At 45.3% G+C, this 25,140-nt stretch carries 23 protein-coding genes; 16 read left to right on the top strand and 7 right to left on the bottom strand.

Translation table 11 applies throughout. From position 1 onward, the window contains the following. Positions 1-34 precede the first annotated feature (34 nt). A complete protein-coding gene (niaP, locus tag H7F27_RS19250) occupies positions 35-1,237 on the top strand; it encodes a niacin permease NiaP (protein WP_185848318.1) in 1,203 nt (400 codons plus the stop codon). Positions 1,238-1,250: 13 nt separating this feature from the next. On the opposite strand, the gene H7F27_RS19245 is transcribed toward niaP, so the two are convergent. Both H7F27_RS19245 and H7F27_RS19240 read right to left on the bottom strand, forming a co-directional pair. Further along, positions 1,251-2,432, bottom strand: a complete 1,182-nt coding sequence (locus H7F27_RS19245) for an MFS transporter (RefSeq protein WP_024120132.1) — start codon at positions 2,430-2,432, stop codon at positions 1,251-1,253. A gap of 66 nt (positions 2,433-2,498) precedes the next feature. Continuing rightward, positions 2,499-2,801, bottom strand: a complete 303-nt coding sequence (locus tag H7F27_RS19240; protein WP_081638228.1) for an ArsR/SmtB family transcription factor — start codon at positions 2,799-2,801, stop codon at positions 2,499-2,501. A gap of 290 nt (positions 2,802-3,091) precedes the next feature. Between H7F27_RS19240 and opuAA the strand changes: the two genes are divergently transcribed. From opuAA to H7F27_RS19225, 3 genes are read left to right on the top strand one after another with little or no spacing between them, the layout of a single operon-like run. Next, positions 3,092-4,348, top strand: a complete 1,257-nt coding sequence (gene opuAA, locus H7F27_RS19235; protein WP_024120134.1) for a glycine/proline betaine ABC transporter ATP-binding protein OpuAA — start codon at positions 3,092-3,094, stop codon at positions 4,346-4,348. Between the two features lies 1 nt (position 4,349). After that, positions 4,350-5,198 (top strand): glycine/proline betaine ABC transporter permease subunit OpuAB, encoded by an 849-nt coding sequence (gene opuAB, locus H7F27_RS19230; RefSeq protein ID WP_095714454.1) that lies wholly within the window; start codon positions 4,350-4,352, stop codon positions 5,196-5,198. Continuing rightward, on the top strand, positions 5,198-6,079 hold the full coding sequence (locus H7F27_RS19225) for a glycine betaine ABC transporter substrate-binding protein (protein WP_024120136.1): 882 nt from the start codon (positions 5,198-5,200) through the stop codon (positions 6,077-6,079). The genes opuAB and H7F27_RS19225 overlap by 1 nt, the downstream gene beginning before the upstream one ends. Positions 6,080-6,116: 37 nt before the next feature. On the opposite strand, the gene H7F27_RS19220 is transcribed toward H7F27_RS19225, so the two are convergent. Then, entirely contained in the window at positions 6,117-7,268 is a 1,152-nt protein-coding gene (locus H7F27_RS19220; RefSeq protein ID WP_024120137.1) for a M20 peptidase aminoacylase family protein, read from the bottom strand. A 128-nt stretch (positions 7,269-7,396) separates the two neighbouring features. Between H7F27_RS19220 and H7F27_RS19215 the strand changes: the two genes are divergently transcribed. From H7F27_RS19215 to H7F27_RS19195, 5 genes are all read left to right on the top strand, one after another. Next, positions 7,397-8,830: a YfcC family protein gene (locus H7F27_RS19215; RefSeq protein ID WP_024120138.1), complete on the top strand. Its 1,434-nt coding sequence runs from the start codon at positions 7,397-7,399 to the stop codon at positions 8,828-8,830. Positions 8,831-8,945: 115 nt separating this feature from the next. After that, positions 8,946-9,437 carry a DUF6773 family protein gene (locus tag H7F27_RS19210; RefSeq protein WP_024120139.1) on the top strand — a complete coding sequence of 164 codons (492 nt, stop codon included), beginning with the start codon at positions 8,946-8,948 and terminating at the stop codon, positions 9,435-9,437. A 240-nt stretch (positions 9,438-9,677) separates the two neighbouring features. Continuing rightward, a complete protein-coding gene (locus H7F27_RS19205; protein WP_185848317.1) occupies positions 9,678-11,678 on the top strand; it encodes an alpha-amylase in 2,001 nt (666 codons plus the stop codon). Between the two features lie 367 nt (positions 11,679-12,045). Beyond that, on the top strand, positions 12,046-13,011 hold the full coding sequence (locus H7F27_RS19200; RefSeq protein ID WP_103672191.1) for an L-lactate dehydrogenase: 966 nt from the start codon (positions 12,046-12,048) through the stop codon (positions 13,009-13,011). Positions 13,012-13,043: 32 nt separating this feature from the next. Then, on the top strand, positions 13,044-14,669 hold the full coding sequence (locus H7F27_RS19195; protein WP_185848316.1) for an L-lactate permease: 1,626 nt from the start codon (positions 13,044-13,046) through the stop codon (positions 14,667-14,669). A 40-nt stretch (positions 14,670-14,709) separates the two neighbouring features. Here the strand turns inward: H7F27_RS19195 and bmr3 are convergent, their stop codons facing one another. Beyond that, complete coding sequence (gene bmr3 / locus H7F27_RS19190) at positions 14,710-16,248, bottom strand: multidrug efflux MFS transporter Bmr3 (protein WP_185848315.1); 1,539 nt, start codon at positions 16,246-16,248, stop codon at positions 14,710-14,712. A gap of 112 nt (positions 16,249-16,360) precedes the next feature. On the opposite strand from bmr3, the gene H7F27_RS19185 reads away from it, so the two are divergent. From H7F27_RS19185 to H7F27_RS19175, 3 genes are all read left to right on the top strand, one after another. Further along, positions 16,361-16,825, top strand: a complete 465-nt coding sequence (locus H7F27_RS19185) for a MarR family transcriptional regulator (RefSeq protein WP_024120144.1) — start codon at positions 16,361-16,363, stop codon at positions 16,823-16,825. Positions 16,826-16,899: 74 nt separating this feature from the next. Then, entirely contained in the window at positions 16,900-17,529 is a 630-nt protein-coding gene (locus H7F27_RS19180; RefSeq protein ID WP_024120145.1) for a LysE family translocator, read from the top strand. A 69-nt stretch (positions 17,530-17,598) separates the two neighbouring features. Continuing rightward, positions 17,599-18,360, top strand: a complete 762-nt coding sequence (locus H7F27_RS19175) for a YqcI/YcgG family protein (RefSeq protein ID WP_185848314.1) — start codon at positions 17,599-17,601, stop codon at positions 18,358-18,360. Between the two features lies 1 nt (position 18,361). On the opposite strand, the gene H7F27_RS19170 is transcribed toward H7F27_RS19175, so the two are convergent. Then, positions 18,362-19,702 (bottom strand): amino acid permease, encoded by a 1,341-nt coding sequence (locus tag H7F27_RS19170; protein WP_103672186.1) that lies wholly within the window; start codon positions 19,700-19,702, stop codon positions 18,362-18,364. A gap of 129 nt (positions 19,703-19,831) precedes the next feature. Here H7F27_RS19170 and H7F27_RS19165 point away from each other — a divergent pair, with 129 nt between their 5' ends. After that, positions 19,832-20,428: a DUF1989 domain-containing protein gene (locus H7F27_RS19165; protein ID WP_044161986.1), complete on the top strand. Its 597-nt coding sequence runs from the start codon at positions 19,832-19,834 to the stop codon at positions 20,426-20,428. A 133-nt stretch (positions 20,429-20,561) separates the two neighbouring features. Then, positions 20,562-21,380: an ammonia-dependent NAD(+) synthetase gene (nadE, locus tag H7F27_RS19160; protein WP_101860186.1), complete on the top strand. Its 819-nt coding sequence runs from the start codon at positions 20,562-20,564 to the stop codon at positions 21,378-21,380. An 83-nt stretch (positions 21,381-21,463) separates the two neighbouring features. On the opposite strand, the gene tmrB is transcribed toward nadE, so the two are convergent. Together tmrB and H7F27_RS19150 are read right to left on the bottom strand one after the other, a co-directional pair. Next, on the bottom strand, positions 21,464-22,057 hold the full coding sequence (tmrB, locus tag H7F27_RS19155) for a tunicamycin resistance ATP-binding TmrB (RefSeq protein WP_185848956.1): 594 nt from the start codon (positions 22,055-22,057) through the stop codon (positions 21,464-21,466). A 54-nt stretch (positions 22,058-22,111) separates the two neighbouring features. Then, entirely contained in the window at positions 22,112-22,900 is a 789-nt protein-coding gene (locus H7F27_RS19150) for a sugar phosphate isomerase/epimerase family protein (RefSeq protein WP_185848313.1), read from the bottom strand. Positions 22,901-23,270: 370 nt separating this feature from the next. On the opposite strand from H7F27_RS19150, the gene H7F27_RS19145 reads away from it, so the two are divergent. Together H7F27_RS19145 and H7F27_RS19140 are read left to right on the top strand one after the other, a co-directional pair. Continuing rightward, positions 23,271-23,831, top strand: a complete 561-nt coding sequence (locus H7F27_RS19145) for a shikimate kinase (RefSeq protein ID WP_024120152.1) — start codon at positions 23,271-23,273, stop codon at positions 23,829-23,831. Between the two features lie 108 nt (positions 23,832-23,939). Further along, positions 23,940-25,090, top strand: a protein-coding gene (locus tag H7F27_RS19140) for an IS3 family transposase (protein WP_127695692.1) whose coding sequence is annotated in 2 segments (ribosomal slippage) — positions 23,940-24,213 and positions 24,213-25,090 — 1,152 coding nt in all. Because the reading frame shifts where the segments join, the coding sequence is not laid out codon by codon here. Positions 25,091-25,140 lie beyond the last annotated feature (50 nt).

Below are 25,140 nucleotides of genomic sequence, written 5' to 3'. Positions count from 1 at the left end.
ACGGTAATCATTTTGCATATCAGAGGTGTTGGCTATGGGAAAACAACAGCCTATATCCCAGCGTAAGCTGCTGGGTGTCGCCGGTTTAGGGTGGCTGTTTGATGCAATGGATGTCGGAATATTATCGTTTATTATCACCGCGCTCCACGTGGAGTGGAATCTTTCGCCTGAAGAAATGAAATGGATCGGAAGCGTAAATTCCATCGGCATGGCTGTGGGTGCGTTTTTGTTTGGATTGCTGGCTGATCGAATCGGCCGCAAAAAAGTATTTATCATTACTCTTTTATGCTTTTCAATCGGAAGCGGTATATCAGCTTTCGTCACAAGCTTATCGGCATTTCTCATTCTGCGTTTTGTAATTGGGATGGGACTTGGCGGCGAACTGCCTGTCGCTTCAACGCTTGTTTCGGAAGCGGTTGTGCCTGAAAAGCGGGGCCGGGTCATTGTGCTTCTCGAAAGCTTTTGGGCTGTGGGCTGGCTGGCAGCGGCGCTTATTTCTTATTTTGTCATTCCAAGCTTCGGCTGGCAGGCGGCTTTGCTTTTAACCGCACTGTCGGCATTTTATGCGCTGTACTTGCGGACAGGATTGCCTGATTCGCCAAAGTACGAATCGCTTTCTATGAAAAAGAAATCGGTGTGGGAGAACGTGAAAAGCGTTTGGGCGAAACAGTATGTACGGCCGACGGTAATGCTGTCGATCGTCTGGTTCTGCGTTGTCTTTTCTTATTATGGGATGTTTTTGTGGCTGCCGAGTGTGATGCTGTTAAAAGGGTTCAGCATGATTCAAAGCTTTGAATATGTTCTGCTGATGACGCTTGCTCAGCTTCCGGGCTATTTTTCGGCTGCGTGGCTGATCGAAAAGGCGGGCCGGAAATGGATACTGGTTATTTATTTGATCGGAACAGCGGGAAGCGCGTATTTCTTCGGAACGGCAGATTCCTTAGGTCTGCTGCTGACGGCTGGAATGCTGTTGTCCTTCTTTAATCTTGGCGCGTGGGGCGTGCTGTATGCCTATACACCGGAGCAATACCCAACATCGATTCGCGCGACAGGTTCAGGAACCACAGCGGCGTTTGGAAGAATCGGCGGCATTTTCGGCCCGCTGCTCGTCGGAACACTCGCCGCCCGCCATATTTCATTTTCAGTGATTTTTTCAATCTTTTGCATTGCCATTTTACTGGCGGTCGCGTGTATTTTGATTATGGGAAAAGAAACGAAACAAACTGAGCTTGAATAACAAAAGCACCTCATCATGAGGTGCTTTTTACATGGAAACCGGCAGCTTGCGGTTTGTTTTTTCTGCTTGTTTGATAAAGGGCCATAGACAGGACAAATAAAATCGCCGTAAACGCCGTGACAGCCCCAAAATGATGCGTGTTTTGATATAAGAGTCCGGCAAGGCATGTGCCGACAGTGGTTCCTGCATACATAGCCGCATTGGAAAGAGATGCAATCGTTCCGCGCGCGTTCGGTGATATGGATTGGAATATCCCCATCATTAACGGAAAAATGATCCCCGCTATAAAGAAAGTCAGAAAAAAGCTGGTTTCTACAATAAATAAGGTAGGGAAGAAAGGAAGAGAAAAATAGAGCGCGCCCATCAGCAGCATGCCGCTGATTAATGTCTTAAACGTTCCGAGCTTTGATGCAATTTTGCTTCCTATAAGGCTTCCAAGCATATTTCCCAGCCCCAGTACAAGCATCGCGGCGCCGATTTGGGATACGGTTAGATGATAATCTGCAGAAAGCCAGGTGCCGAGAAAGCTGAACGTGGCGAAATTTCCTGTTTGAAAGAGAAAATAAGCAAGCAGGATCATCGATGTTTTTGGCAGTGAAAACAGCTCACGATAAGGGCTGACTATAGATGAACGGTGTGCTGCCGCTTCTGCAGGACGAATATCTGGCATGGCCGCCGCCAAAATGAACAGGAGAACCAGCGAGCCTGCTGACAGAACGAAAAAGGGCGTGTGCCAAGTGAAGGAAGCCAAAAATCCGCCGATCGGAAGCCCGAGCATTTGTGAAGCCGCTAATCCTGCTGTTGCAATCCCCATGCTTTTTAACACTTTTGAGGCATGGACGATGACAGGGATGGATGCCCAAATTTGAGGCGTCACAAACGCGGCGCTGACACCGGCGGCAAAACGGAATGCACACATGGCGGCAAAGGAGGGAGCGATGCCGCATAAAAACGTGGAAAGGATAAAGCCCGCAAGCCCCGACAGCATCACTGTTTTCCGATTAAAGCGGTCAGAGATCGGACCGGCTGCCAAAGCAAACAGCGCATAACCGAGCGCATAAGCACTGACCATCCAGCCTGACAAATCAGTGGAGACATGGAATTGGTCCTGCAAAAGCGGGAGAAGCGGTGAGAGCAAAAAGGTATCTGTGCCGATGACAAACATTACACTGAAAAAAAGCCAAATAAGTTTCAATTTTAACACTCCTATAGTTTTATGATTTTAAAACTATGAGACAGATATGTATATAGAAAACCCTTTTTAGAGGGTCTCCAGAAAGCCAGGCAGGTATGTTTGAAAGGTGTCTTCACGCAGCCTGACATATTTTGTCCGTGAATCTTTTCGCGTTGCAGTCAATCCCGCTTCACGCAGCGTTTTGAAATGATAAGATGCTGTGGTTTTGACGATATTGCATTTTTCACCTACTTCACCGCAGCTGAGTTCTTTTCCGCTGTAATAAAGCGTACGAATAATTGCAAGCCTGGATTCGTCAGACAATGCTTTGAATATGTGAGCTCTGATATGGTCTTCTGATTGTTTCATAGTCATGAAACTATAATACATTACATAGAGATGAAAAAGCAACTTATTTTTCCAGTAAAGGAGCTTGAAGTCATAAGAGGAAGAAGGATTTTCGGTTCAATAAAAGCGTTTTCAATTTAAAAAAGGCTTAATTTTACCTGTAAAATACAATAATAAAGGAGGATTACCGAGTATTTAGAAGCATAAATAAGGTCTTGGGGTCACAGGGATGTTTATCATGAAATGGTACAGAATAAAAGAGAATATGCGGTTTGTGTGTGTTGTTACATAAATGGTACGGTAATAAAGATTGCTTAATATGGAGGGAAAATATGAGTGTAGATGAGAAACCGATTAAGATAAAAGTCGAGAAAGTCTCTAAGATTTTTGGGAAACAAACCAAGAAAGCAGTTCAAATGCTTGCCGACGGAAAAAATAAAAAAGAGATCCTGAAAGCAACCGGATCAACCGTTGGGGTTAACCAAGCAGATTTTGATGTATATGATGGTGAGATATTTGTCATCATGGGTCTATCAGGGAGCGGTAAATCAACTTTAGTACGGCTGTTAAACCGGCTTATTGAACCGACTGCCGGAAAAATTTACATTGATGGTGACATGATAACAAATATGTCTAAAGACCAGCTCCGGGAAGTCCGCCGGAAAAAAATCAGTATGGTCTTCCAAAAGTTCGCTCTGTTCCCGCACAGAACGATACTTGAAAACACAGAATACGGACTGGAGCTTCAAGGTGTAGACAAACAGGAGCGGCAGCAAAAAGCGCTTGAGTCGCTTAAACTTGTCGGACTTGAAGGATTTGAACACCAATACCCTGATCAGCTTTCGGGCGGAATGCAGCAGCGTGTCGGCCTCGCCCGCGCTTTGACGAATAATCCGGACATCCTTCTGATGGACGAAGCATTCAGTGCGCTTGATCCATTAATCCGTAAAGATATGCAGGATGAGCTTCTGGATCTGCATGATAATGTCGGAAAAACGATTATTTTTATTACGCACGACCTGGACGAAGCGCTTCGCATCGGCGACAGAATCGCTCTGATGAAGGACGGAAATATCGTTCAGATCGGCACGCCGGAAGAAATCCTCATGAATCCGTCCAACGAATATGTTGAGAAATTCGTTGAGGACGTTGATTTGTCTAAAGTATTAACTGCCGGCCACATTATGAAACGCGCTGAAACGGTGCGGATTGATAAAGGGCCTCGCGTTGCGTTAACACTGATGAAAAACCTAGGGATTTCATCTATTTATGCAGTCGATAAACAGAAACAATTGTTAGGTGTCATTTACGCAGCAGATGCGAAAAAAGCAGCCGAGTCTGATTTATCCCTTCAGGATATCTTGAATACGGAATTTACGACTGTACCAGAGAATACGTATCTGACTGAGATTTTTGACGTTGTGTCTGACGCGAATATTCCAATTGCGGTTGTAGATGAAAAGCAAAGAATGAAAGGGATTGTCGTAAGAGGCGCGCTGATTGGCGCACTTGCGGGCAATAACGATTATATCAATGTTGAAGGCACTGCTGAGCAAACACAAGATCCTTCTGTACGGGAGGTGAAGTAAATTGGATAGACTGCCTAGAATACCTTTAGCAGACATCATTGACCGTTTTGTTGACTGGATTACGATAACGTTTGGCGGATTCCTCGATGGAATCGCAAATGGCTTGGCCATTTTTGTAAACGGGATTGTAAGCGGGCTTGGATTTATACCTTCTATTTTGTTAACGATTATTTTCGCAGCTCTTGCATGGTGGATCAGTACGAGAGGAATTGCGCTGTTTACTTTAATTGGCTTTCTCGTTATTGACTATTTAGGATATTGGGACCCAATGCTGCAAACGTTAGCGCTGGTTGTCACGTCCGTCATTATTTCGATTGTAGTCGGTGTGCCGATCGGAATTTGGGCATCTCAGAAAGAAACGGTTCGCCGTATCGTAACGCCTATCCTTGATTTAATGCAGACAATGCCTGCTTTTGTATATCTTTTGCCGGCAATTTTCTTCTTTAATATCGGTGTTGTGCCGGGTGTTGTTGCGTCTGTTATCTTCGCAATGCCGCCGACAATCCGTATGACGGTTCTCGGTATTAAACAAGTGCCTGCGGATCTGATTGAAGCAACTGAAGCGTTTGGTTCTACAACAGCTCAGCGTTTGTTTAAGGTTCAGCTTCCGCTTGCAACAAAAACCATTCTTGCCGGGATCAACCAAAGTATCATGCTTGCATTATCAATGGTTGTTATCGCAGCAATGGTCGGTGCGCCTGGACTAGGTTCAGAAGTATACAGCGCCGTTACACAGCTGAAAACAGGGGTCGGTGTAGAAGCAGGTATCGCTATCGTTATCGTTGCGATTACGCTCGACCGTATTACACAAAATATTAAAGTGAAGAAGAAAAGCAGGGGGAATGCCTGATGTTTAAAAAAATCATCGGTATCGGTGTTTCCGCCATGCTGGCACTCTCACTTGCGGCTTGCGGACAAGAAAACGACGAAAATGCGTCCGCGGCTGAACAGGTGAATAAGACGATCATCGGGATTGACCCCGGTTCAGGTATTATGAGCCTGACTGATCAAGCGTTGAAGGATTATAACCTGGACGACTGGACACTGATTTCATCGTCAAGCGCTGCAATGACTGCTACGCTCAAAAAGTCATACGACCGTAAGAAACCAATTATTATCACAGGATGGACACCGCATTGGATGTTCTCCAGATATAAATTAAAATATCTCGATGATCCGAAAAAAACTTACGGCAGTGCTGAGGAGATTCATACGATCACCAGAAAAGGCTTCAGCAAAGAACAGCCGAATGCCGTTAAGCTTCTGAGCCAGTTTAAATGGACGCAAGACGACATGGGTGAAGTGATGATCAAGGTGGAAGAAGGCGAGAAACCTTCCAAAGCCGCTGCTGAGTATGTGAAGAAGCACAAGGATCAAATCGCGGAGTGGACCAAAGGCGTGCAAAAGGTCAAGGGAGACAAAATCAACCTTGCCTATGTGGCGTGGGACAGTGAGATTGCAAGTACAAACGTTATGGGCAAAGTCTTAGAAGACTTGGGCTATGACGTGAAACTCACTCAGGTAGAAGCTGGTCCGATGTGGACGGCGATTGCGACGGGAAGCGCGGACGCATCCCTTTCCGCATGGCTGCCGAATACCCATAAACCATACGCTGTCAAATATAAAGGCAAATATGATGATGTAGGCGTCAGTATAACTGGCGTGAAGATGGGTCTTGTTGTGCCTCAATATATGAAAAACGTCAACTCAATTGAAGATCTAAAGAAATAATGAAGAAAGCAGCCTGTTCGCAGGCTGCTTTTTTGATTTAAGAAGCGTTGGCTGATGCGAGTGTATCGGCTTTTTGGAACGTTTTTAACACGGCGTTTGCTAAAATGTGAATCCCGGTAAACATCGCGTTTCTGTCAAAGGTCATATGCGGGTGATGGAGTCCTGGCTGAAGTCCGCAGCCGAGGCCAAGCATGGTCGTTTTAAGGTTCGGCACTTTCACAGAATAAAAATGAAAGTCTTCGCCGCCGGTTGTCACAAGCGGTTCATCGAGCTGATCAGCTCCGATAACGTCTGTGATTGCTTCAGCCATAATGCCTTCAGCTTCTTTATTTTGTGTTGCCGCTGGAAGGCTGTGTTCCTTGTGAAGTTCAATTTTCGCATCGAATGCCGCGGCAGCCGCTTCGCAGGCTCTTTCTGTTTCAGCGATCAGCGTCTCCATGGCTTCATTTGTTTGCGCCCGCAGGTCAAGGCTGAAGGTCGCTTTTCCGGGAATGATGTTAGAGCTGTCGCCGCCGGCTTGAAGCTTTGTCATTTTGACAGTGTGCGGGATTTTCGGATCGATGTGAATCAGCCCCAGCTTATGGACGAGAAATGCCGCGATTTCGATGCTGTTTTTGCCAAGATGCGGCCGTGCGCCATGAGCTTCCTCTCCGATGATTGTGCCTTCGATGTGCTGGCTTGACCCATGCAGAATGGATGGGGCGCAGCGTCCGTTTTGGGTTTCCTGAATTGGACGGACGTGGACGCCATACAAATAGTCGACGTCATCAAGCACGCCTTCCTCTATCATTTTCAGAGCGCCTCCGCCTTTTTCTTCTGCTGGCTGAAAGATAAAACGGATCGTTCCGCTCGGAAGCTGCGGCTGTTTTTTCAGCAGCATTAACGTACCTAAAGCCATTGTCATATGCGAATCATGCCCGCAGGAATGATTGGCGCGAAATGTGCCGTTGACCTCCTGCCATAATGCATCAATGTCAGCGCGGACAGCTACAACAGGCGAACCCGAACCTATTTCGCCGACAACTCCGGTACAATCTGAAAACGTGCGCGTGCGGCACCCTGCATCTTCGAGTTTTTGTTTAAGAAATTCAGTTGTCTCATATTCTTTCCAGCTGACTTCAGGGTTGGCGTGAAGATGTTCAAAGATGTGCATTACGGTTTGTTTCATTTCTTCTGAGAGTTTTTGCATGGGAAGAAAAACCTCCTTCATTCCTTTTTTTTATATTGAAACAGGTAGATAGGCTGTTTATAATATAGCACATATTTATATTTTTCAGAATAATAGATATTTTCTAAAAAGAGGGGATGGATCGAAATATGAGTATGCCAGCAGCCGAAACACAGCCAAAGAAGAAACGCACCGCCTTTAACATGCCTGACGCCTATGTCCTCTTATTTATCATCGCTTTCATTTGCGCCGTTGCTTCGTATATTGTGCCGGCGGGAGAATTTGACCGTGTGACGAAAGGGGAGGTTACCACTGCGGTGCCGGGAAGCTACCATTCAATTGAACAGTCTCCGGTCAGCCTGATCAGCTTTTTCACTTCTCTTCAGGATGGAATGGTGGGATCAGCGCCTATTATTTTTCTGATTTTATTCACAGGCGGCACGATCGCTATTTTAGAAAAAACAGGTGCCATTAACGGACTGATTTACAATGTCATCAGCAAGTTCCGCACAAAGCAATTATTATTTATTTGTATTGTCGGTGCGTTGTTTTCTATTCTTGGAACGACTGGAATTGTCGTGAATTCAGTGATCGGATTCATCCCCATCGGCCTTATTGTCGCACGCTCCTTAAAATGGGATGCGGTCGCGGGCGCGGCTGTTATTTATATTGGCTGCTATGCCGGGTTTAACTCTACCATTTTATCACCGTCCCCGCTTGGCTTATCGCAATCGATTGCGGAGCTGCCTCTGTTTTCGGGGATCGGCCTTCGTGTGGTCATATACTTATGCTTTTTGGTGTCTTCTATCATTTATATCTATTGGTATACAAGAAAATTAAAGAAATCAAAGGATGCCAGTGTGTTAGGCACAAACTGGTTCCCGGCGGCAGGATTGAGCGATGCGAATCAAGAAGAAGATAAGTCTGTGCCGTTTACCGTTCGCCATAAGCTGATTTTGGGAGTGGCGGGTTTGTCGCTGATCGGATTTTTGTACGGCGCATTGAAGCTCGGCTGGTCAGATTCCCAAATGGCTGCGACGTTTATTTTTATTTCTGTCCTTGCCGGATTCATTGGAGGGCTTGCGGCAAACGATATTGCCAAAACTTTTATTACCGGCTGTCAGAGCCTTGTATACGGTGCGCTGATTGTCGGGATGGCGCGGAGCATTTCTGTCATTCTTGAAAATGGGAAGCTGCTGGATACAGTCGTCAATGCTTTGGCTTCGGTTTTGGACGGGTTCAGTCCGATGGCCGGCGCAATCGGCATGTATATCGCCAGCGCCCTGCTTCATTTTCTCATCTCTTCAGGATCGGGCGAAGCGGTTGTGTTCATTCCGATTCTGGCGCCGCTCGCTGATTTGATGGGCATCACGAGACAGGTCGCGGTGGAAGCGGTTATGCTTGGAGAAGGGGTCGTCAACTGTGTGAACCCGACGTCCGGCGTTTTGATGGCAGTGCTTGCCGCCAGCGGAATTCCGTACGTCAAGTGGCTTCGGTTTATGCTGCCGCTCGCTCTGATTTGGTTCTTAATCGGGCTTGTGTTTATTTGTATCGGTGTCCTGATCAATTGGGGGCCGTTTTAAACATTGCTGCCCGCCGGCTTGTACGGCGGGCTTTTCATTTATTCGTTGCAGAAGCGCAGGCTGTTATTGTAACATGTAAGCCATAAGCCATTCGTAAAAGTGCGGGAGGAAGGTCATGAATAATCTGCATAACAGACTTTCAGGCGTGAATGGGAAAAATAAGAGAGTAAAAGAAAAAGAACAAAAGATCTGGTCGGATATCGGCAAGTTAGCCGGGGCGTTTGCGCTCCTGGATGTGATCATCCGCGGCATTATGTTTGAATTTCCGTTTAAAGAATGGGTCTCGAGCCTTGTGTTTTTGTTCATTATCATCTTATATTACTGCATCAGGGCATCAGCTTCTGGAATGCTGATGCCGAGAATAGACACCGAGGAAGAACTGCATAAACGGGTGAAGCAGCAGTTCATAGAATCAATAGCTGTCGCCTTTGCGGTAGTGGTGCTTACGATGTATGACAGGGGAGTTCCCCATACATTCTTCGCTTGGCTGAAAATGTTTCTCCTATTTATCGTCTGCGGCGGCGTTCTGTTTCTGCTTCGATTCGGAATCGTGAAGCTGTCTTACAGAAGAACGGTAAAAAAGGAGTTTAAGAAGAAATCATCATAGAGATGGTTTCTTTTTTTGTTCATAAATCAGACAATATCTCCACTTGCTGTTTAAGAATGTAAAATGGCTCTATCAAGTTGTTTTGATAGAGAGAGTATGATAGCTTAAAATGTAAGCGTTAACAAAATTCTCCAGTCTTCACATTCGTCTGAAAGGAGGAAGTGGAAGGATTGAGTAAGAGGGATTTCTGACTCCGCAGTAAGTCTTCAGAAATGAAAAATGAAATAAGGAGTGTCCAGAATGTCTAAAAAACGATTAAATACCTCTTTACTGCCGTTATTCGCTGGATTATTATTGCTGTTTCATTTGGTTCTGGCAGGGCCGGTGGCTGTAAATGCAGAGACCGCGAACCAATCAAATGAATATACAGCGCCATCAATAAAGAGCGGGACCATTCTTCATGCTTGGAATTGGTCGTTCAACACCTTGAAAAATAATATGAAGGATATCCATGATGCAGGATATACTGCCATTCAGACGTCTCCTATTAATCAAGTAAAGGAAGGAAATAATGGAGATAAAAGCATGGGGAACTGGTACTGGCTTTACCAGCCGACCTCTTACCAGATTGGCAACAGGTATTTGGGTTCCGAGGAAGAGTTTAAAGAAATGTGTGCGACGGCTGAAGAATATGGCGTGAAGGTTATTGTCGATGCCGTCATCAATCACACAACCAGTGACTATGCTGCGATTTCAAATGAAATTAAAAGTATTTCAAATTGGACGCATGGAAACACACAAATTAAAAATTGGTCCGATCGAAGGGATGTCACGCAGAATTCATTGCTGGGGCTTTATGATTGGAATACGCAGAATACACAAGTACAGTCATATCTGAAACATTTTCTGGAAAGAGCATTGGATGACGGTGCTGACGGATTTAGGTATGATGCGGCCAAACATATAGAGCTTCCGGATGACGGTGATTTTGGCAGTCATTTTTGGCCGAATATCACAGATACATCTGCAGAATTCCAATATGGAGAAATATTACAAGACAGTGCTTCCCGAGATGCTGCATATGCGAATTATATGAATGTTACAGCATCAAACTATGGGCATTCCATAAGGTCTGCTTTAAAGAATCGCAATTTTAGCACATCGAACATCTCCAATTATGCATCTCATGTATCTGCGGACGATTTGGTCACATGGGTGGAATCGCATGATACGTATGCCAATGATGATGAAGAATCTACATGGATGAGCGATGATGATATTCGTTTAGGCTGGGCGATTATTGCTTCTCGTTCAGGAAGTACACCCTTGTTTTTCTCCAGACCTGAGGGCGGCGGAAATGGTGTAAGATTCCCTGGGAAAAGTCAATTAGGTGATCGCGGGAGTGCTTTATTTAAAGATCAAGCCATCGCTGCAGTCAATACATTTCATAATGCCATGGCCGGACAGCCTGAGAAACTCTCTAACCCGGATGGAAACAATCAGATATTCATGAATCAGCGCGGCCCTGAAGGTGCTGTTTTGGCAAATGCATCTTCATCACCAGTTTCCATTCATACTTCAACGGATTTACCTGATGGCAGCTATGATAATAAAGCCGGGGATGGTTCGTTTAAAGTAACAGATGGCAAACTGACAGGTACAATCAGCGGCAGAGGTGTGGTTGTGCTTTATGCGGAAGATACCGCAAATGTACCTAATGTCTTCCTCGAGAATTATCAAACAGGTGTAACCCATTCTTTCTATGATGATCAGCTAACGGTAACTCTGCGTGCCGACGCTCATACCGCAAAAGCTGCTTATCAAATAAATCATGGTGATGAGACACAGTTTAAGGACGGGGATCAATTAATGATCGGAAAAGGGGACCCGTTTAATACAACATACAAGGTCACTTTAACAGGAACGAACAGTGATGGAGCATCTGGGACAAAAGAATATACTTTTGTAAAAACAGACCCATCTTCTGAGAAAAGAATAGGCTATCAAAACCTAAATAATTGGAGTCAAGTTAATGCATATGTATACAAGGAGAATGGGGGGCAGGCAATAGAATTGACCGGATCTTGGCCGGGAAAAGCAATGAGTAAGAATGCAGACGGCATTTACACTCTGACGTTATCGGCGGATACTGATACAAAAAACGCCAAAGTGATTTTTAACAACGGCAGCGCCCAAGTACCTGGCCAGAACCAACCTGGTTTTGATTACGTGCAAAATGGTTTATATAATGACTCTGGCTTAAATGGTTCTTTGCCCCATTTAGTCCGGACATTTCGTTAACAACAATACCCTAAAGTGAACAATCGCTTACTTTATCTGTTTGGAGATCACCATGTATAGACTCCGGCAATGTCAGATCGATGCGTCACAATCATGATAAATAATGAGCATTCACATTGCCCGATACAATGCTTTTTGAGGAAAGCAGCGAAAGAAACTAACAAACATTCCTTCTTTGTCTTGCGATTCTCATGCTGAAAATCACTCAAGAAAACGGTAAGAAACTATCATAGATAGTTTCTTTTTTTGTTCATAAATCAGACAAATCTTTTCTCTTGCAAAAGTTTGTGAAATGTTGCACAATATAAATGTGAAATACTTCACAAACAAACACCAAAGATAAACAAACACTGGAGGATGAGGATAAATGATGAATGAACGTGTAAATAAAGTAGCTTTAATCGGAGCGGGTTTTGTTGGAAGCAGTTATGCATTTGCGTTAATTAACCAAGGGATCACAGATGAACTTGTGGTCATTGATTTAAATAAAGAAAAAGCAATGGGCGATGTAATGGATTTAAATCACGGAAAGGCGTTTGCGCCGCATCCGGTCAAAACATCTTTCGGAACATATGAAGACTGCAAGGATGCTGATATTGTCTGCATCTGCGCCGGCGCAAACCAAAAGCCTGGTGAGACACGCCTTGAATTAGTAGAAAAGAACTTAAAGATCTTCAAAGGAATCGTCAGTGAAGTCATGGCGAGCGGATTTGACGGCATTTTCTTAATCGCGACAAATCCGGTTGATATTCTGACGTATGCAACATGGAAATTCAGCGGTCTGCCAAAAGAGCGAGTGATCGGAAGCGGCACAACACTTGATTCTGCGAGATTCCGTTACATGCTGAGCGAATACTTCGGTGCAGCGGCACACAACGTGCACGCTCATATTATCGGCGAACACGGCGATACTGAGCTTCCTGTCTGGAGCCACGCGAATATCGGCGGAGTGCCGGTCAGTGAACTGGTTGAGAAAAACGAAGCATACAAACAAGAAGAGCTTGACCAGATCGTGGATGACGTGAAAAACGCCGCTTATCATATCATTGAGAAAAAAGGCGCGACATATTACGGGGTAGCCATGAGCCTTGCGCGAATCACTAAAGCGATTCTTCATAATGAAAACAGCATTTTAACAGTCAGCACATATTTGGACGGACAATACGGAGCAGATGACGTGTACATCGGAGTGCCGGCTGTCGTCAACCGCGGCGGAGTCGCTGGCATCACTGAGCTGAACTTAAATGAGAAAGAAAAAGAGCAGTTTAACCACAGCGCCAACGTGCTCAAAAACATTTTGAAACCGCATTTTGCAGAACAAAACGTCAACTAGAACGCAACTATAGAGTAAAGGGCTGATTGTCAATGTGGGAGCAGTTGTATGATCCGTTTGGAAACGAGTATGTGAGCGCACTGGTTGCGCTCACACCGATTCTCTTTTTTCTCTTAGCTTTAACCGTTTTTAAGATGAAAGGCATTCTTGCGGCATTTCTGACCCTAGCCGCCAGCTTTTTGGTTGCCGTATGGGCATTTCATATGCCAGTTGAAAAAGCCGTTTCTTCTGTTTTATTAGGCATTGGAAGCGGTTTGTGGCCGATCGGCTACATTGTCCTGATGGCAGTGTGGCTCTATAAAATCGCTGTGAAAACCGGGAAGTTTACCATTATTCGTTCCAGCATTGCCGGCATTTCGCCTGACCAAAGATTACAGCTATTATTAATCGGTTTTTGTTTTAACGCATTTTTGGAAGGTGCGGCCGGCTTTGGTGTTCCGATTGCAATTAGTGCGGCGCTGCTCGTCGAACTTGGCTTTAAACCGTTAAAGGCGGCGGCGCTCTGTTTGATTGCGAATGCTGCCTCTGGAGCCTTTGGCGCGATCGGGATACCGGTGATTACAGGCGCGCAAATTGGAGACTTGTCTTCTCTTGAGCTGTCTCGGGCATTGATCTGGACACTGCCGATGATTACTTTTCTGATTCCGTTTTTACTCGTGTTCTTATTAGACCGGATGAAGGGAATCAAACAAACCTGGCCTGCCTTGTTGGTTGTCAGCGGTATATATACAGCGGTTCAGACGCTGACAATGGCTGTGCTCGGACCGGAATTAGCTAACATTTTGGCGGCGCTGTTCAGTATGGGCGGGCTTGCGCTCTTCCTGCGCAAGTGGCAGCCGAAACAGATTTACCGTGAGCAGGGAGCTGAAGAAACCGGTGAGAAAAAGAGATACAGCGCGGCAGACATTGCCAAAGCGTGGTCTCCTTTCTACATTTTAACTGCGGCGATCACCATCTGGAGTCTCCCTGCATTCAAAGCGCTTTTCCAAGAAGGCGGGCTCTTCTATCAGACAACGCTTTTGCTCAAGATGCCTTTTCTGCATCAGCAAATTATGAAAATGCCGCCAATTGCCCCATCTGCCATGCCGCTTGATGCGATTTTTAAAGTCGATTTGTTATCGGCGACAGGTACAGCGATTTTAGCCGCAGTCATCGTTACAGGACTGTTCAGCAAAAATTTCTCTTATCGGGATGGCTTCAGTTGCTTGAAGGAGACAGGGAAAGAACTGTGGATGCCGATTGTCACGATCTGCTTTGTGATGGCGTTTGCCAATCTGGCCAACTTCGCGGGGCTCAGCTCTTCCATCGGGCTGGCACTGGCGAAAACAGGTGATTTGTTCCCATTTGTCAGTCCTGTGCTCGGCTGGATCGGCGTGTTCATTACTGGCTCAGTTGTCAGCAATAACGCTCTGTTCGGGCATTTGCAGGTTGTCACCGGAGCACAGATCGGTGCCGGTTCTGATTTGCTGTTAGCCGCAAATACGGCGGGCGGGGTGATGGCGAAGCTCGTTTCTCCGCAATCTATCGCCATTGCCGCTGCCGCGGTCGGCCAGACAGGGAAGGAATCAAAGCTGTTTAAACGGACAGTGATGTACAGTCTGATTCTGCTATTGATCATCTGCATATGGACGTTTATTCTTGCAAGATTAGGTGTTTAATAGAAAAAAGCAGTACACTCGAGGTGTACTGCTTTTTGTATTAATTTGCTTTCTTCGTCATTTCCTCAGTTGTTTTGACTCTTGTTTTTCCCATAAACAAAACGGTAATCGCCGCGAGGACAATTGGAATCAAAGCAAGTAAAAAGACATATGTGATGCTTGATGACATGGCGTCGATGATCCGGTTCAGAATCGCAGCAGGGATCTGTGATCGTGTGCCGGCTTGGAAAATCGCCTGTGGATCACCGATATTCTGCGGAGCGCCTGAGCCGGCGGAGCCTTTTATCCCGCTGAAGGCATCGCTGAGCTGGTTTGTGAATACGTTCGTCTGAACCGTGCCGAAAATCGTGACGCCGAGCGTCATGCCGAATGATCGTAAAAATGAATTCGTGGAGTTGGCCGTTCCCCGAAAACGAGGTTCAAGATCATTCATGGATGCTGCCGGGAGAAGCGAGAAGTTAAAGCCTACGCCGAAGCCTGAAATCATCATAAAGACAGTCAGCCATACGCGCGCTGTGTCCGGCGTCATATTGGAAAGCAGCAGCATGCCGATAAAGAAAGATATGACAGAAATCAGCATCAGATTGCGGAAGCTTGCCTTCGTTTGGAAGATTCCGCCGATCATACTTCCGATCACTGATCCGATCATCATCGGTGTCAGAATGAAGCCTGCGCTTGTCGCTGAGCTGCCGTATACCGCCTGTACGAAAATCGGAATAAACACTGCTAAAATAATGAATGTTCCGCCATAAAGAAAAGCGAGAATCTGCGCTGTGGCAAACAAGCGGTTCTTAAACATCCAGAAGGAGATAATCGGTTCTTCCGCTTTTCTCTCCACAATAAAAAAGGCAATAAAGAAAACAGCGAAAATGATAAACAGGCCAATGATTTGAATCGAATTCCAGTCGTATGTTTTGCCGCCGAGCTCAAGCGCGAACATCAGGCACACAATGGATACGACTAAAGTAATCGCGCCGCCCCAATCAATTTTCTGCTTTTTATGCTCCAGCGATTCTTTGTAATAGCGAATGATGAAAAACAATGACAGTGCACCGATAGGGACGTTGATGTAAAACACCCAGTGCCAGCTGATAGAGTCTGTGATAATAGCGCCTAACAGCGGGCCGAGAACACTTGATAATCCAAATACAGCGCCGAACATGCCTGACATTTTTCCGCGTTTTTCCGGCGGAAACAAATCAAAGATAATCGTGAAGGCAATCGGCAGGAGCGCTCCGCCCCCAATCCCCTGAATGGCCCGGTAGATGATCAGCTGGTTCATTGTTTGTGCGATTCCGCATAATGCCGACCCGATTAAGAAAAAGATAAGTCCAAACAGGAAAAAACGTTTTCGGCCGTACATGTCGGAAAGCTTGCCGTAAATCGGCATTCCAGCCATCACCGCTACCATGTAGGATGCAGTTACCCATGCAAATTTATCAAAGCTTCCAAGATCAGCCACGATGCTGCCCATCGCTGTGGCAACAATTGTATTGTCCATTGCCGACATTAAAATGCCCAGCAAAAGACCGAGAACCACAAATTTAGTGGAAGGATTTTTTGCGGCTGTTGTATCCATTTATTCTACCTCCTCTACCTTTTCTAAGTAAGGTTTGATATCATGATAATAGTTTGATTATTAATTATCTCGATTATCAAGATAAATTTGATTTTATAGGGAGGACTGTCAGTTGTCAACAAGAGATTCCAGAAGTGAGTTGGAAAAGACTTCCGTTAAGCTTTTTCGGAAATTGGGCACAAGAACGGTTCTGTTTCATCAGGCAGCCGCTCAGGCTCTCGGTCTGTTTCCCACCGATTTGAAATCAGCTGACATCTTAAATGAAGCGGGGCCAATGACGGCCGGTGAACTGGGGAAAAAGACGGGACTCAGCACGGGTTCCGTTACGGCGCTTGTTGACCGCCTCGAAAAAGCGGGGTATGTGACGCGCGAAAAGGATCCGAACGACCGCAGAAGAGTGATTATCGTGCCTTTAACCGCTTCTAAACAGCATGTGAAGGATTTGTTCCGTTCACTGTCAGAGTCGACGATGGATCTGTGCCGCGAGTATACGGAGGAGGAATTGGAACTGATTTTCGGTTTTATCGGCAAAGCCTCCGATATTATAGAGGAAGAGCTTGACCGCTTGAAACAATAGGTGATTTTTGTGCATAGCTTGGCCCGTTCCCGAATAAATTGTACAAGTTGAGTAAGAGAGGGGAGTACGGGCCGGTGAACATTTTTTTGAGTTATATTGTGCTGGGGCTGTCCTTGTCTGCGCCTGTGGGACCTGTCAATGCGGCGCAAATCGATAAAGGCATTAAAAACGGGTTTTGGCATGCGTGGATTTTTGGTTTAGGCGCCATGACAGCTGACGGGCTGTACATGCTTTTCATCTATTTCGGTCTGTCACAGTTTTTGACCGCTCCGTTTGTGAAAACGTTTTTGTGGCTCTTTGGCTTTTTTGTACTGACCTATACCGGTATTGAAACGCTGAAGAATATCAGGGAAGCGATAGACGTACGCAGCTCGAAGGGGAAGCCGTCCTACAGAAAAACATTTGCCTCGGGTTTTCTCATCTCATTGTCAAATCCATTGAGTATCCTCTTTTGGCTTGGGATTTACGGGAGTATTCTTGCAAAAACGGCGGAGGCTTACAATATGAGTCAGCTTCTCATCTATAGTTCCGGCATTATGATTGGCATTTTAATCTGGGATTTTTGCATGGCGATCGCAGCCAGTACATTCAGGAACCTGCTTCACGAAAAGCTGTTGCGGGGATTCACCGCGATTGCTGGCATATCCTTGCTTGTATTCGGTTTTTACTTCGGTTATCAAGGCATTAAAGAGTTATTGGGCTGATTCAAAAAGGACAGTCACCTGCCGCCTTCCGTTTTAATATAGTATCCAGATGATACTGGAGGTGGATCAATGGTGAAAGGGATTTACACCAAAAGTTTTCTGGAACGGAATCAAGCTGAGTTCCCGGAATGGCAAAGAATCGCTTTTGAGCTATTAGCAGAAACTTTGGCGGATGACGCGGATACGTTCCCGTGTATTCCCGGCCGTCAGGCATTTCTGACTGATCAGCTTCGCATTGCCTTTGCAGGAGATCCCAGGGAAAACGGTACGGTGGAGGAACTGGCGCCGCTGCTTGCGGAGTATGGGAATATCTCGCGAGACACCGGGAAGTATACGTCATTGGTTGTGTTATTTGATACACCGGAGGATTTGGCTGAGCATTATTCCATTGAAGCATATGAAGAGCTGTTTTGGCGCTTTTTAAATAGACTGAGCGAACAAGATGAAAAAGAGTGGCCGGCAGATATTCCGGCCGATCCAGAGCATTATAAATGGGAGTTTTGTTTTGACGGCGAGCCGTATTTTATTCTGTGTGCAACGCCGGCTCATGATGCGAGGAGAAGCCGAAGCTTTCCTTATTTTATGATCACGTTCCAGCCAAGATGGGTGTTTGAAGATCTAAATGGTTCAACCACATCTGGCCGAAACATGAGCAGGCTGATCCGATCCCGTTTACAGGCTTATGATCAAGCTCCGATTCATCCGCATTTAGGCTGGTACGGAGGAAAGGATAACCGGGAATGGAAACAGTATTTTCTCCGGGATGATGAAAAACAGGTATCAAAATGCCCGTTTTCATATTTAAAGAACATGTTTAACAAAATGAAATAGTTCACGAGCTGGCAGGGCGGTCTTTGTGTCCCTGCTTTTTTTGATAGATCAAGGTGACAACGGCAATGACAGCTAAAAATCCCAAGCTGACAAAAAATCCGGGTCGGCTTGATTTTTCAAACAGCGTGCCGGACACAGCCGCCGCGATCAGAATTGTCGCCAGATAAATTTGCGTTTTCGCCATGGCTGCCGGATCGGTCAGCTTTTTGCTGGAGAACAGGATAAACAGCCAAGTGTATAAAAGCATAAGCCCGGCCGCTGTTGTCATGTGCTCATATATATTTTTAGGCAGCACTAAAGACAGTACGATAGACACGATAAGCCCCGCAAATGTTAATCCGAGCGCGGGCCAGCATATTTTTTTGCCTTCTTTTAGAGTAAAGCATTTCGGCGCGTCGCCGTCATCGGCCATCGTACAAAGCAATGTTGTCACGGCAAAGAGTGAAGCGACAAGGGTCGAGAAGCCCGCGATAATAAAAATGCCGTTAAAAATATCAAGGATCACTTCGAGATGAAATCCTTTTAAAGACGTAATAAACGGGCTGTCCTGTTCTGTAAACTTGTGTAAAGGAACTAGTAGCAAAGCGAGCCCGATTGAAATGATATAAATAATCGCCAGCGTTGCCAGCATCAGCTTTCCTGATTTTGAGGCTTCCTCCGGCTTCTTTAAATGAACCGTCATGAGCCCCATGACTTCAATGCCGCCAAACGCGTAAAATGCATAAATCAGGCCTGTCCACAGTCCCATAGCTCCGAATGGGAAAAATTCTTTCGTCTCATTCGGAATCTGCACCTCCGGCTTTCCGCCTGATAATATGCCGCACAAAGCCAGAATGGCAATCACGATAAACATGAAGATAGCGGCTGTTTTGATAACTGCCAGCACGTTTTCTGTTTTTTCAAAAACAGAAAGTCCGGTAAAAATAATGAGAAGCCCAAGTACAGCATAGATGGAAGCAAATACCCACAGTGGCACTTGAGGAAACCAATGCTTCGTAAATAACGAAATGGCTGTCAGCTGGCTTCCGGTAATCAGCATTTCAGATGACCAGTACACCCAGCCATTGCTGAAGCCGGCCCACCTGCCGAACGCTTTTCTCGCATATGAACAGAACGAGCCCTTTTCAGGGTGTTTTGCCGAAAGTTTGGCAAGCTGTTCGAATACAAAATAAGTGCCGATCGCTCCAATTAGAAATGAAAGCAGAACGGAAAATCCGCTTTTCACAATTGCGATGCTGGAACCGAGAAAAAATCCTGTTCCGATTGTGCATCCTATCCCGATTAATGAAAGCTGCCACCAAGCCAGATTTCCTTTTTCTTGGTCTTTTTTTGTTTGACTCATTTACATTCAACCCCTTTTATCTAAGGTTAGATTGCAACCCGCGCAAGGCTTATATGCATCGGATTTTTGCCTCTTTTTACATGGAGGCGATGGTAAACGCTCATACTAATAGAAAAAGGAGCGAAGCGGATGACACAGCAATATATCGTTCAGCCGAAGAAAGGGCTCGGCCTGAAGCTGAAAAAGGGCCAGATTTTGAAGGTGGTTGATGTAGAGGGGCAGCAGGTTGCTGATTTTGTGGCGTACCACGCAAAGGATTTTTATGAGCATCTTGATCAGGGAGCGACCATTGATGCCAATCATTCCATTCATGTGAAGGTCAACGATCATATTTACTCTAATTTGTATAAACCGATGCTAACGCTCATTGAGGATACAGTCGGCAAGCATGACTTGCTTCTGCCGGCCTGCCGTCCTGACATGAACAGGCTGTTATACGGAAAACAAAAGGACGAGTTCCAGGATACGTGTTATGACAATATGAACCGGGCGCTTGAGCAGTTCGGCGTGCCGAAGCCGCATATGCATTATCCGTTTGCGATTTTTATGAATACCGTTCTGGATGAGAAGGGGAATCTGTCTGTGGAAACGCCGCTGTCAAATGCCGGGGATTACGTCAGACTCAGAGCGGAGATGGATTTGGTTGTCGCGTTTTCTTCCTGCCCGATTGAAAAAGGAAAGTGCAATGGCGACAGTGTGACGTCCATACGGGTTGAAGTCAGCTGATCTCTCTTATTCACTATGAAATAAGACCTGTGCTATAGTTAATATGGATACATAACAGTCATGATTCATTTTCATTGATTCGGGGAAATGAACAGTAAGAAACAAGCGAAAATGTACAGGAGGAATGATTGGGATGAGCATGCAGGAAAAGATTATGCGTGAATTACATGTGAAGCCCTCAATTGATCCAAAGCAAGAAATTGAGGACAGAGTCAATTTTTTAAAACAATACGTAAAGAAAACCGGCGCTAAAGGACTTGTGCTTGGCATCAGCGGCGGACAGGATTCAACACTTGCGGGAAGACTTGCTCAGCTTGCGGTGGAAAGCATTCGCGAGGAGGGCGGAGACGCTCAATTTATTGCGGTCCGTCTTCCGCACGGCACACAGCAGGATGAAGATGACGCCCAGCTCGCTCTGAAATTCATCAAGCCGGATAAATCATGGAAATTTGACATTCAATCAACAGTCAGCGCTTTTGCGGATCAATATCAGCAAGAGACAGGCGATAAGCTGACAGACTTTAATAAAGGAAACGTAAAAGCGAGAACCAGAATGATTGCTCAATACGCGATCGGCGGCCAAGAAGGCCTTCTTGTGATTGGAACAGACCATGCGGCCGAAGCCGTGACTGGTTTCTTTACGAAATACGGTGACGGAGGCGCAGATCTCCTGCCGCTGACAGGCTTAACAAAGCGTCAGGGAAGAAGCCTGCTGAAAGAGCTGGATGCACCGGAACGCTTATACTTAAAAGAACCGACTGCCGATCTGCTGGATGAAAAGCCGCAGCAGTCTGATGAAACTGAGCTTGGCATTTCCTACGATGAGATTGATGATTATCTCGAAGGAAAAGAAGTATCGGCAAAGGCGTCAGAAGCGCTGGAGAAACGCTACAGCGTGACGGAGCATAAGCGCCAGGTCCCAGCTTCTATGTTTGATGACTGGTGGAAATAATATGATAAAAGCCCACTCTTGGAGTGGGCTTTTTATTTATTGATCCATTTGCATGTATCAGGGACATGATTTCAAAACGTCTTTTATTTGATGCGGATATGATTCAGCTTCACCATCAATCTGTCAGTGAATCTTCGCAGGCTGCCTCTCGAATCAGGATCAAGCGGCAGATTTGCTTGGGCAGCGATCGTTTCTGCGACCTGCTGAATAGACATTTGGTCTGTATGGAGATGTTCTGTGAAGAGGCTATCAGACAGGCTGTTGATGCAGCGGTCGATTTGTTTTGCGGCCCAGGAGTTTTTTCCTTCCGCTCTGGTGCGCAGGCGTTTCAGCAATGTTTCCTTTGAAGCCAGCAGGGTAAAGTGGTGAATGGTCCGGCCATCCTGTCTCAGCCTGCCGATAATGTCATCGAAGTATTGATCATTCGTAATGGTCATGGGCACAATGATGATGCCCTGATATGTATCTGACAAATAGGAAAGCATGCTGTAATTGAATTCCCGCCACAGATGGTAGCTTTGAAAGTCATCTTCAGCGATATCCGGCGGTATCATCGAACGCATCGCAAATCCCATCTTTTCAGGATCATATACGTAAGACGATTTCAGCCTTCTGTGCAGTTCAAACGCTGTTTGTGTTTTTCCGGAACCGAAAGCCCCATTTATCCAAATGATCATCATGATATCCCCCTTTTTGTTTATGATACAAAAAAAGACCCTTCGATCGAAGAGTCAGCGGGAAAAAACAGACGTATATTCGCGGAGCGATTCCTTTATATGCGTAAAGGCATGTTCTCCAAAATACTCAAGAGAAACAAAACCATCATATTGTCTGTTCATCAGCTCTTTTAAAAATGCTTTTTGATCGAGATCTCCTTGAAAAATCGGAGTTGGCTCGCTCAGATACCAGTTATCAAAGTTCCAGCGGTAGTTTTTCAAATGGATATGGCTGTTCGTATGAAAGGTTTTTTCTAAAGCGGGCAGCTGGTCAATTCGGTTCACGTGCAGATTTGACCCGTCAAAAATCGTTCGGAGTCTTGGATGGCCGACATCCTTCAAAAATGTTAAAGCAGCTTCAGGTGTATCGGCATACGTATCATAGTGAATTTCCAGACCGATATTCACCTCATAGCCGTCTGCCATTTGCGCAGCCTGCTGGAATTGTTCAACCGCACGCAGCCATTTTTCCGGTGACGTTCTGTTTGACGCCTGATTGCCGGCAAATACGCGAATAAGCGGGCTGTGAAGCTGTCTCGCCGCCCGAAGCCCTTTTCTCACTGCTTCTTTTGTCTCTTCTTCTCCTTGTGTCACAAAATCGGTGTATAAGCTGACCGCGGGCACCTTCAGTTTATGCTGCAGCAGCAGGGTATAAAGGCCGTCCAGCGGCCCGAAGTCCTGTTCATACTGTTCGATGTGGCCGTACCACAAATCAATCCCGTCAAAGGACTGCTCCTTCGCAAAGGAAATGACGTCCATTACATTTTGCTTTTTACATCCGGTTGTACAAAAGCTTATTTTCATCTCACATCCCTCCCGTCATCTTTTTCCCTGTTGAAAAACGGATAAACGCAGAGGGAGGAAGGACGTTTAATCATTTAATGCTTTTTTGCGTCGAAGTATTAAATTATTTCTGAAAATGTTGTACAATGAATGTCATCCGGAAAAGAAGGTTATTGAACGCAAAAAAGAAACGGAGCCGACTGCTCAAAAACGACGTTTCGTCATGTTACATCTTTTATTCTGCATCACGGAGGTCATTGCGTTTTCTTATGTTTTATTGTAGGAAAGCTTAATGAAATAGAGGACGCCTGAGCCGGTATCTATATAAATATTCGCAAAATCAGCATATAATGAAGATAAACTTTCATTCCTTAGGAGGATTTCGCCGAAGATGAACGCTAAACGAGCCATCCCAGTAAGAGAAAGAAATATCGTCCTGATTGGATTCATGGGTGTAGGAAAAACGACAATCGGCCAATTGGTCGCTAAGAAATTATATAGAGATTTTATCGATATTGACCAAGAAATCGAAAAGGATTTCAACATGTCGATCCCTGAGATGTTTGAAAAAAAAGGTGAGGACTTTTTCCGTAAAACAGAAAAAGAATATATCCTGAATCTATGCCACCATACAAGATTTAAAATTGTCTCACTTGGCGGAGGCTCTTTTAAACAAGAGGAAATCAGAAAGTGCTGTCTCGAACATTGTCTGGTGCTTCACCTCGATCTGTCTTGGGAGAACTGGAAGCAGCGCGCGGATTTGCTGATCGAAAGCCGTCCGGTGCTGCATAACCGGTCAATGGATGAAATGGAGCAGCTGTTTAACGAGAGAAAAGTCATCTATGACAAGCACAATTCAAAAGTGGAAACAGACAACCTTGCTCCTGAAGAGATTGCAGATTACATTGTGGAGACGCTAAAAATCGGTTGGGATCTTTATCAGCCAATGTAAAAGCCGTGCGGTAGGGACTGACCCCATAAGATGAGACAAATAAAAAACACCTTCAAGTTTGAAAACGGATAGTTGTTATCCGAAATAAGACTTGGAGGTGTTTTTTGTATGGGAACAAGAATGAGTTATCCGATTGAAGTCAAACAGAAGGCTGTAGAAATGAGATTGGCAGGCGTGCCTATGAAAGAGATCATGCAGGAATTGAATATCAGGAATAAGACGCAGGTTCAGACATGGGTTAGATGGCATAAAGCTGGGGATACACATCGATTTGAACAGCCTGTTGGTAAGCAATACACTTACGGAAAAGGTCCGGAGTATTCTTCCGAATTAGAGAAACTGCAGGCAGAGAACCGTTATCTGAGACAACAAAATGAAGTTTTAAAAAAGTACAACGAATTGGAAAGGAAGTTGATAGCCAAACGTCAGTCGAACTTGTAGAAGTATTGCACGGCACAATGACCGTACAGAATATCTGTGTTCATTTAGGTATCTCACGAGCGTCTTATTATCGTTGGAAGAAGAACCTGATGAAAGATCATCCCAAGCGCCATTTGGAAAAACAAATCGGCACGTTGTGCCGAGAGCACAAGTATCGATATGGATATCGAAAAATTACAGCTATATTAAAAAAGGAAATGCGTATTAACCATAAAACGGTTCAGCGTATCATGCAGAAAAATCAGTGGCAGTGCCGGGTTAAGGTGAAAAAGCGCAAGAAGAATGGGCAGCCATATGCCGTGGTTGATAATATATTAGATCGAAACTTTCAGTCCGATCATCCTCTTGAAAAACTAGTAACGGATATCACGTATTTGCCTTATGGACAGAAACAATTGTACCTTTCCAGTATATTGGATGTATACAATGGAGAAGTAATTGCTTTCACGATTGGAGATAAGCAGGACACAGACTTTGTCTTAAACACACTTGATCAACTGCCAACACTGCCTCAGAACTGCGTGTTACATAGTGACCAAGGATCTGTGTATACATCTTATGAGTATCAGAAAGCTGTTAAAACAAAAGGCATTACCATGAGCATGTCCCGCAAAGGGACGCCCGCTGATAATGCCTCCATCGAATCGTTTCATTCCTCACTAAAGTCTGAAACGTTCTATCTTAACAGCATTAATCGAACCACGACCGCCATCGTAGAACGCACTGTCAAAGAATACATTTATTATTATAACAACATTCGTATTCAAACGAAACTAAACAGCCAATCACCGATAAGCTATCGGCAATTGGCTGTTTAAAAGGTGTTTTGATCCCTGTCTCAAAAACGGGGGTCAGTCCCGTATGCACG

Source organism: Bacillus sp. PAMC26543 (genome assembly GCF_014250375.1).
Taxonomy (GTDB): Bacteria; Bacillota; Bacilli; order Bacillales; family Bacillaceae; genus Bacillus; species Bacillus halotolerans.
Note: the sequence above shows the minus strand (reverse complement) of the source record. Positions and strands in the feature narration are given on the sequence as shown.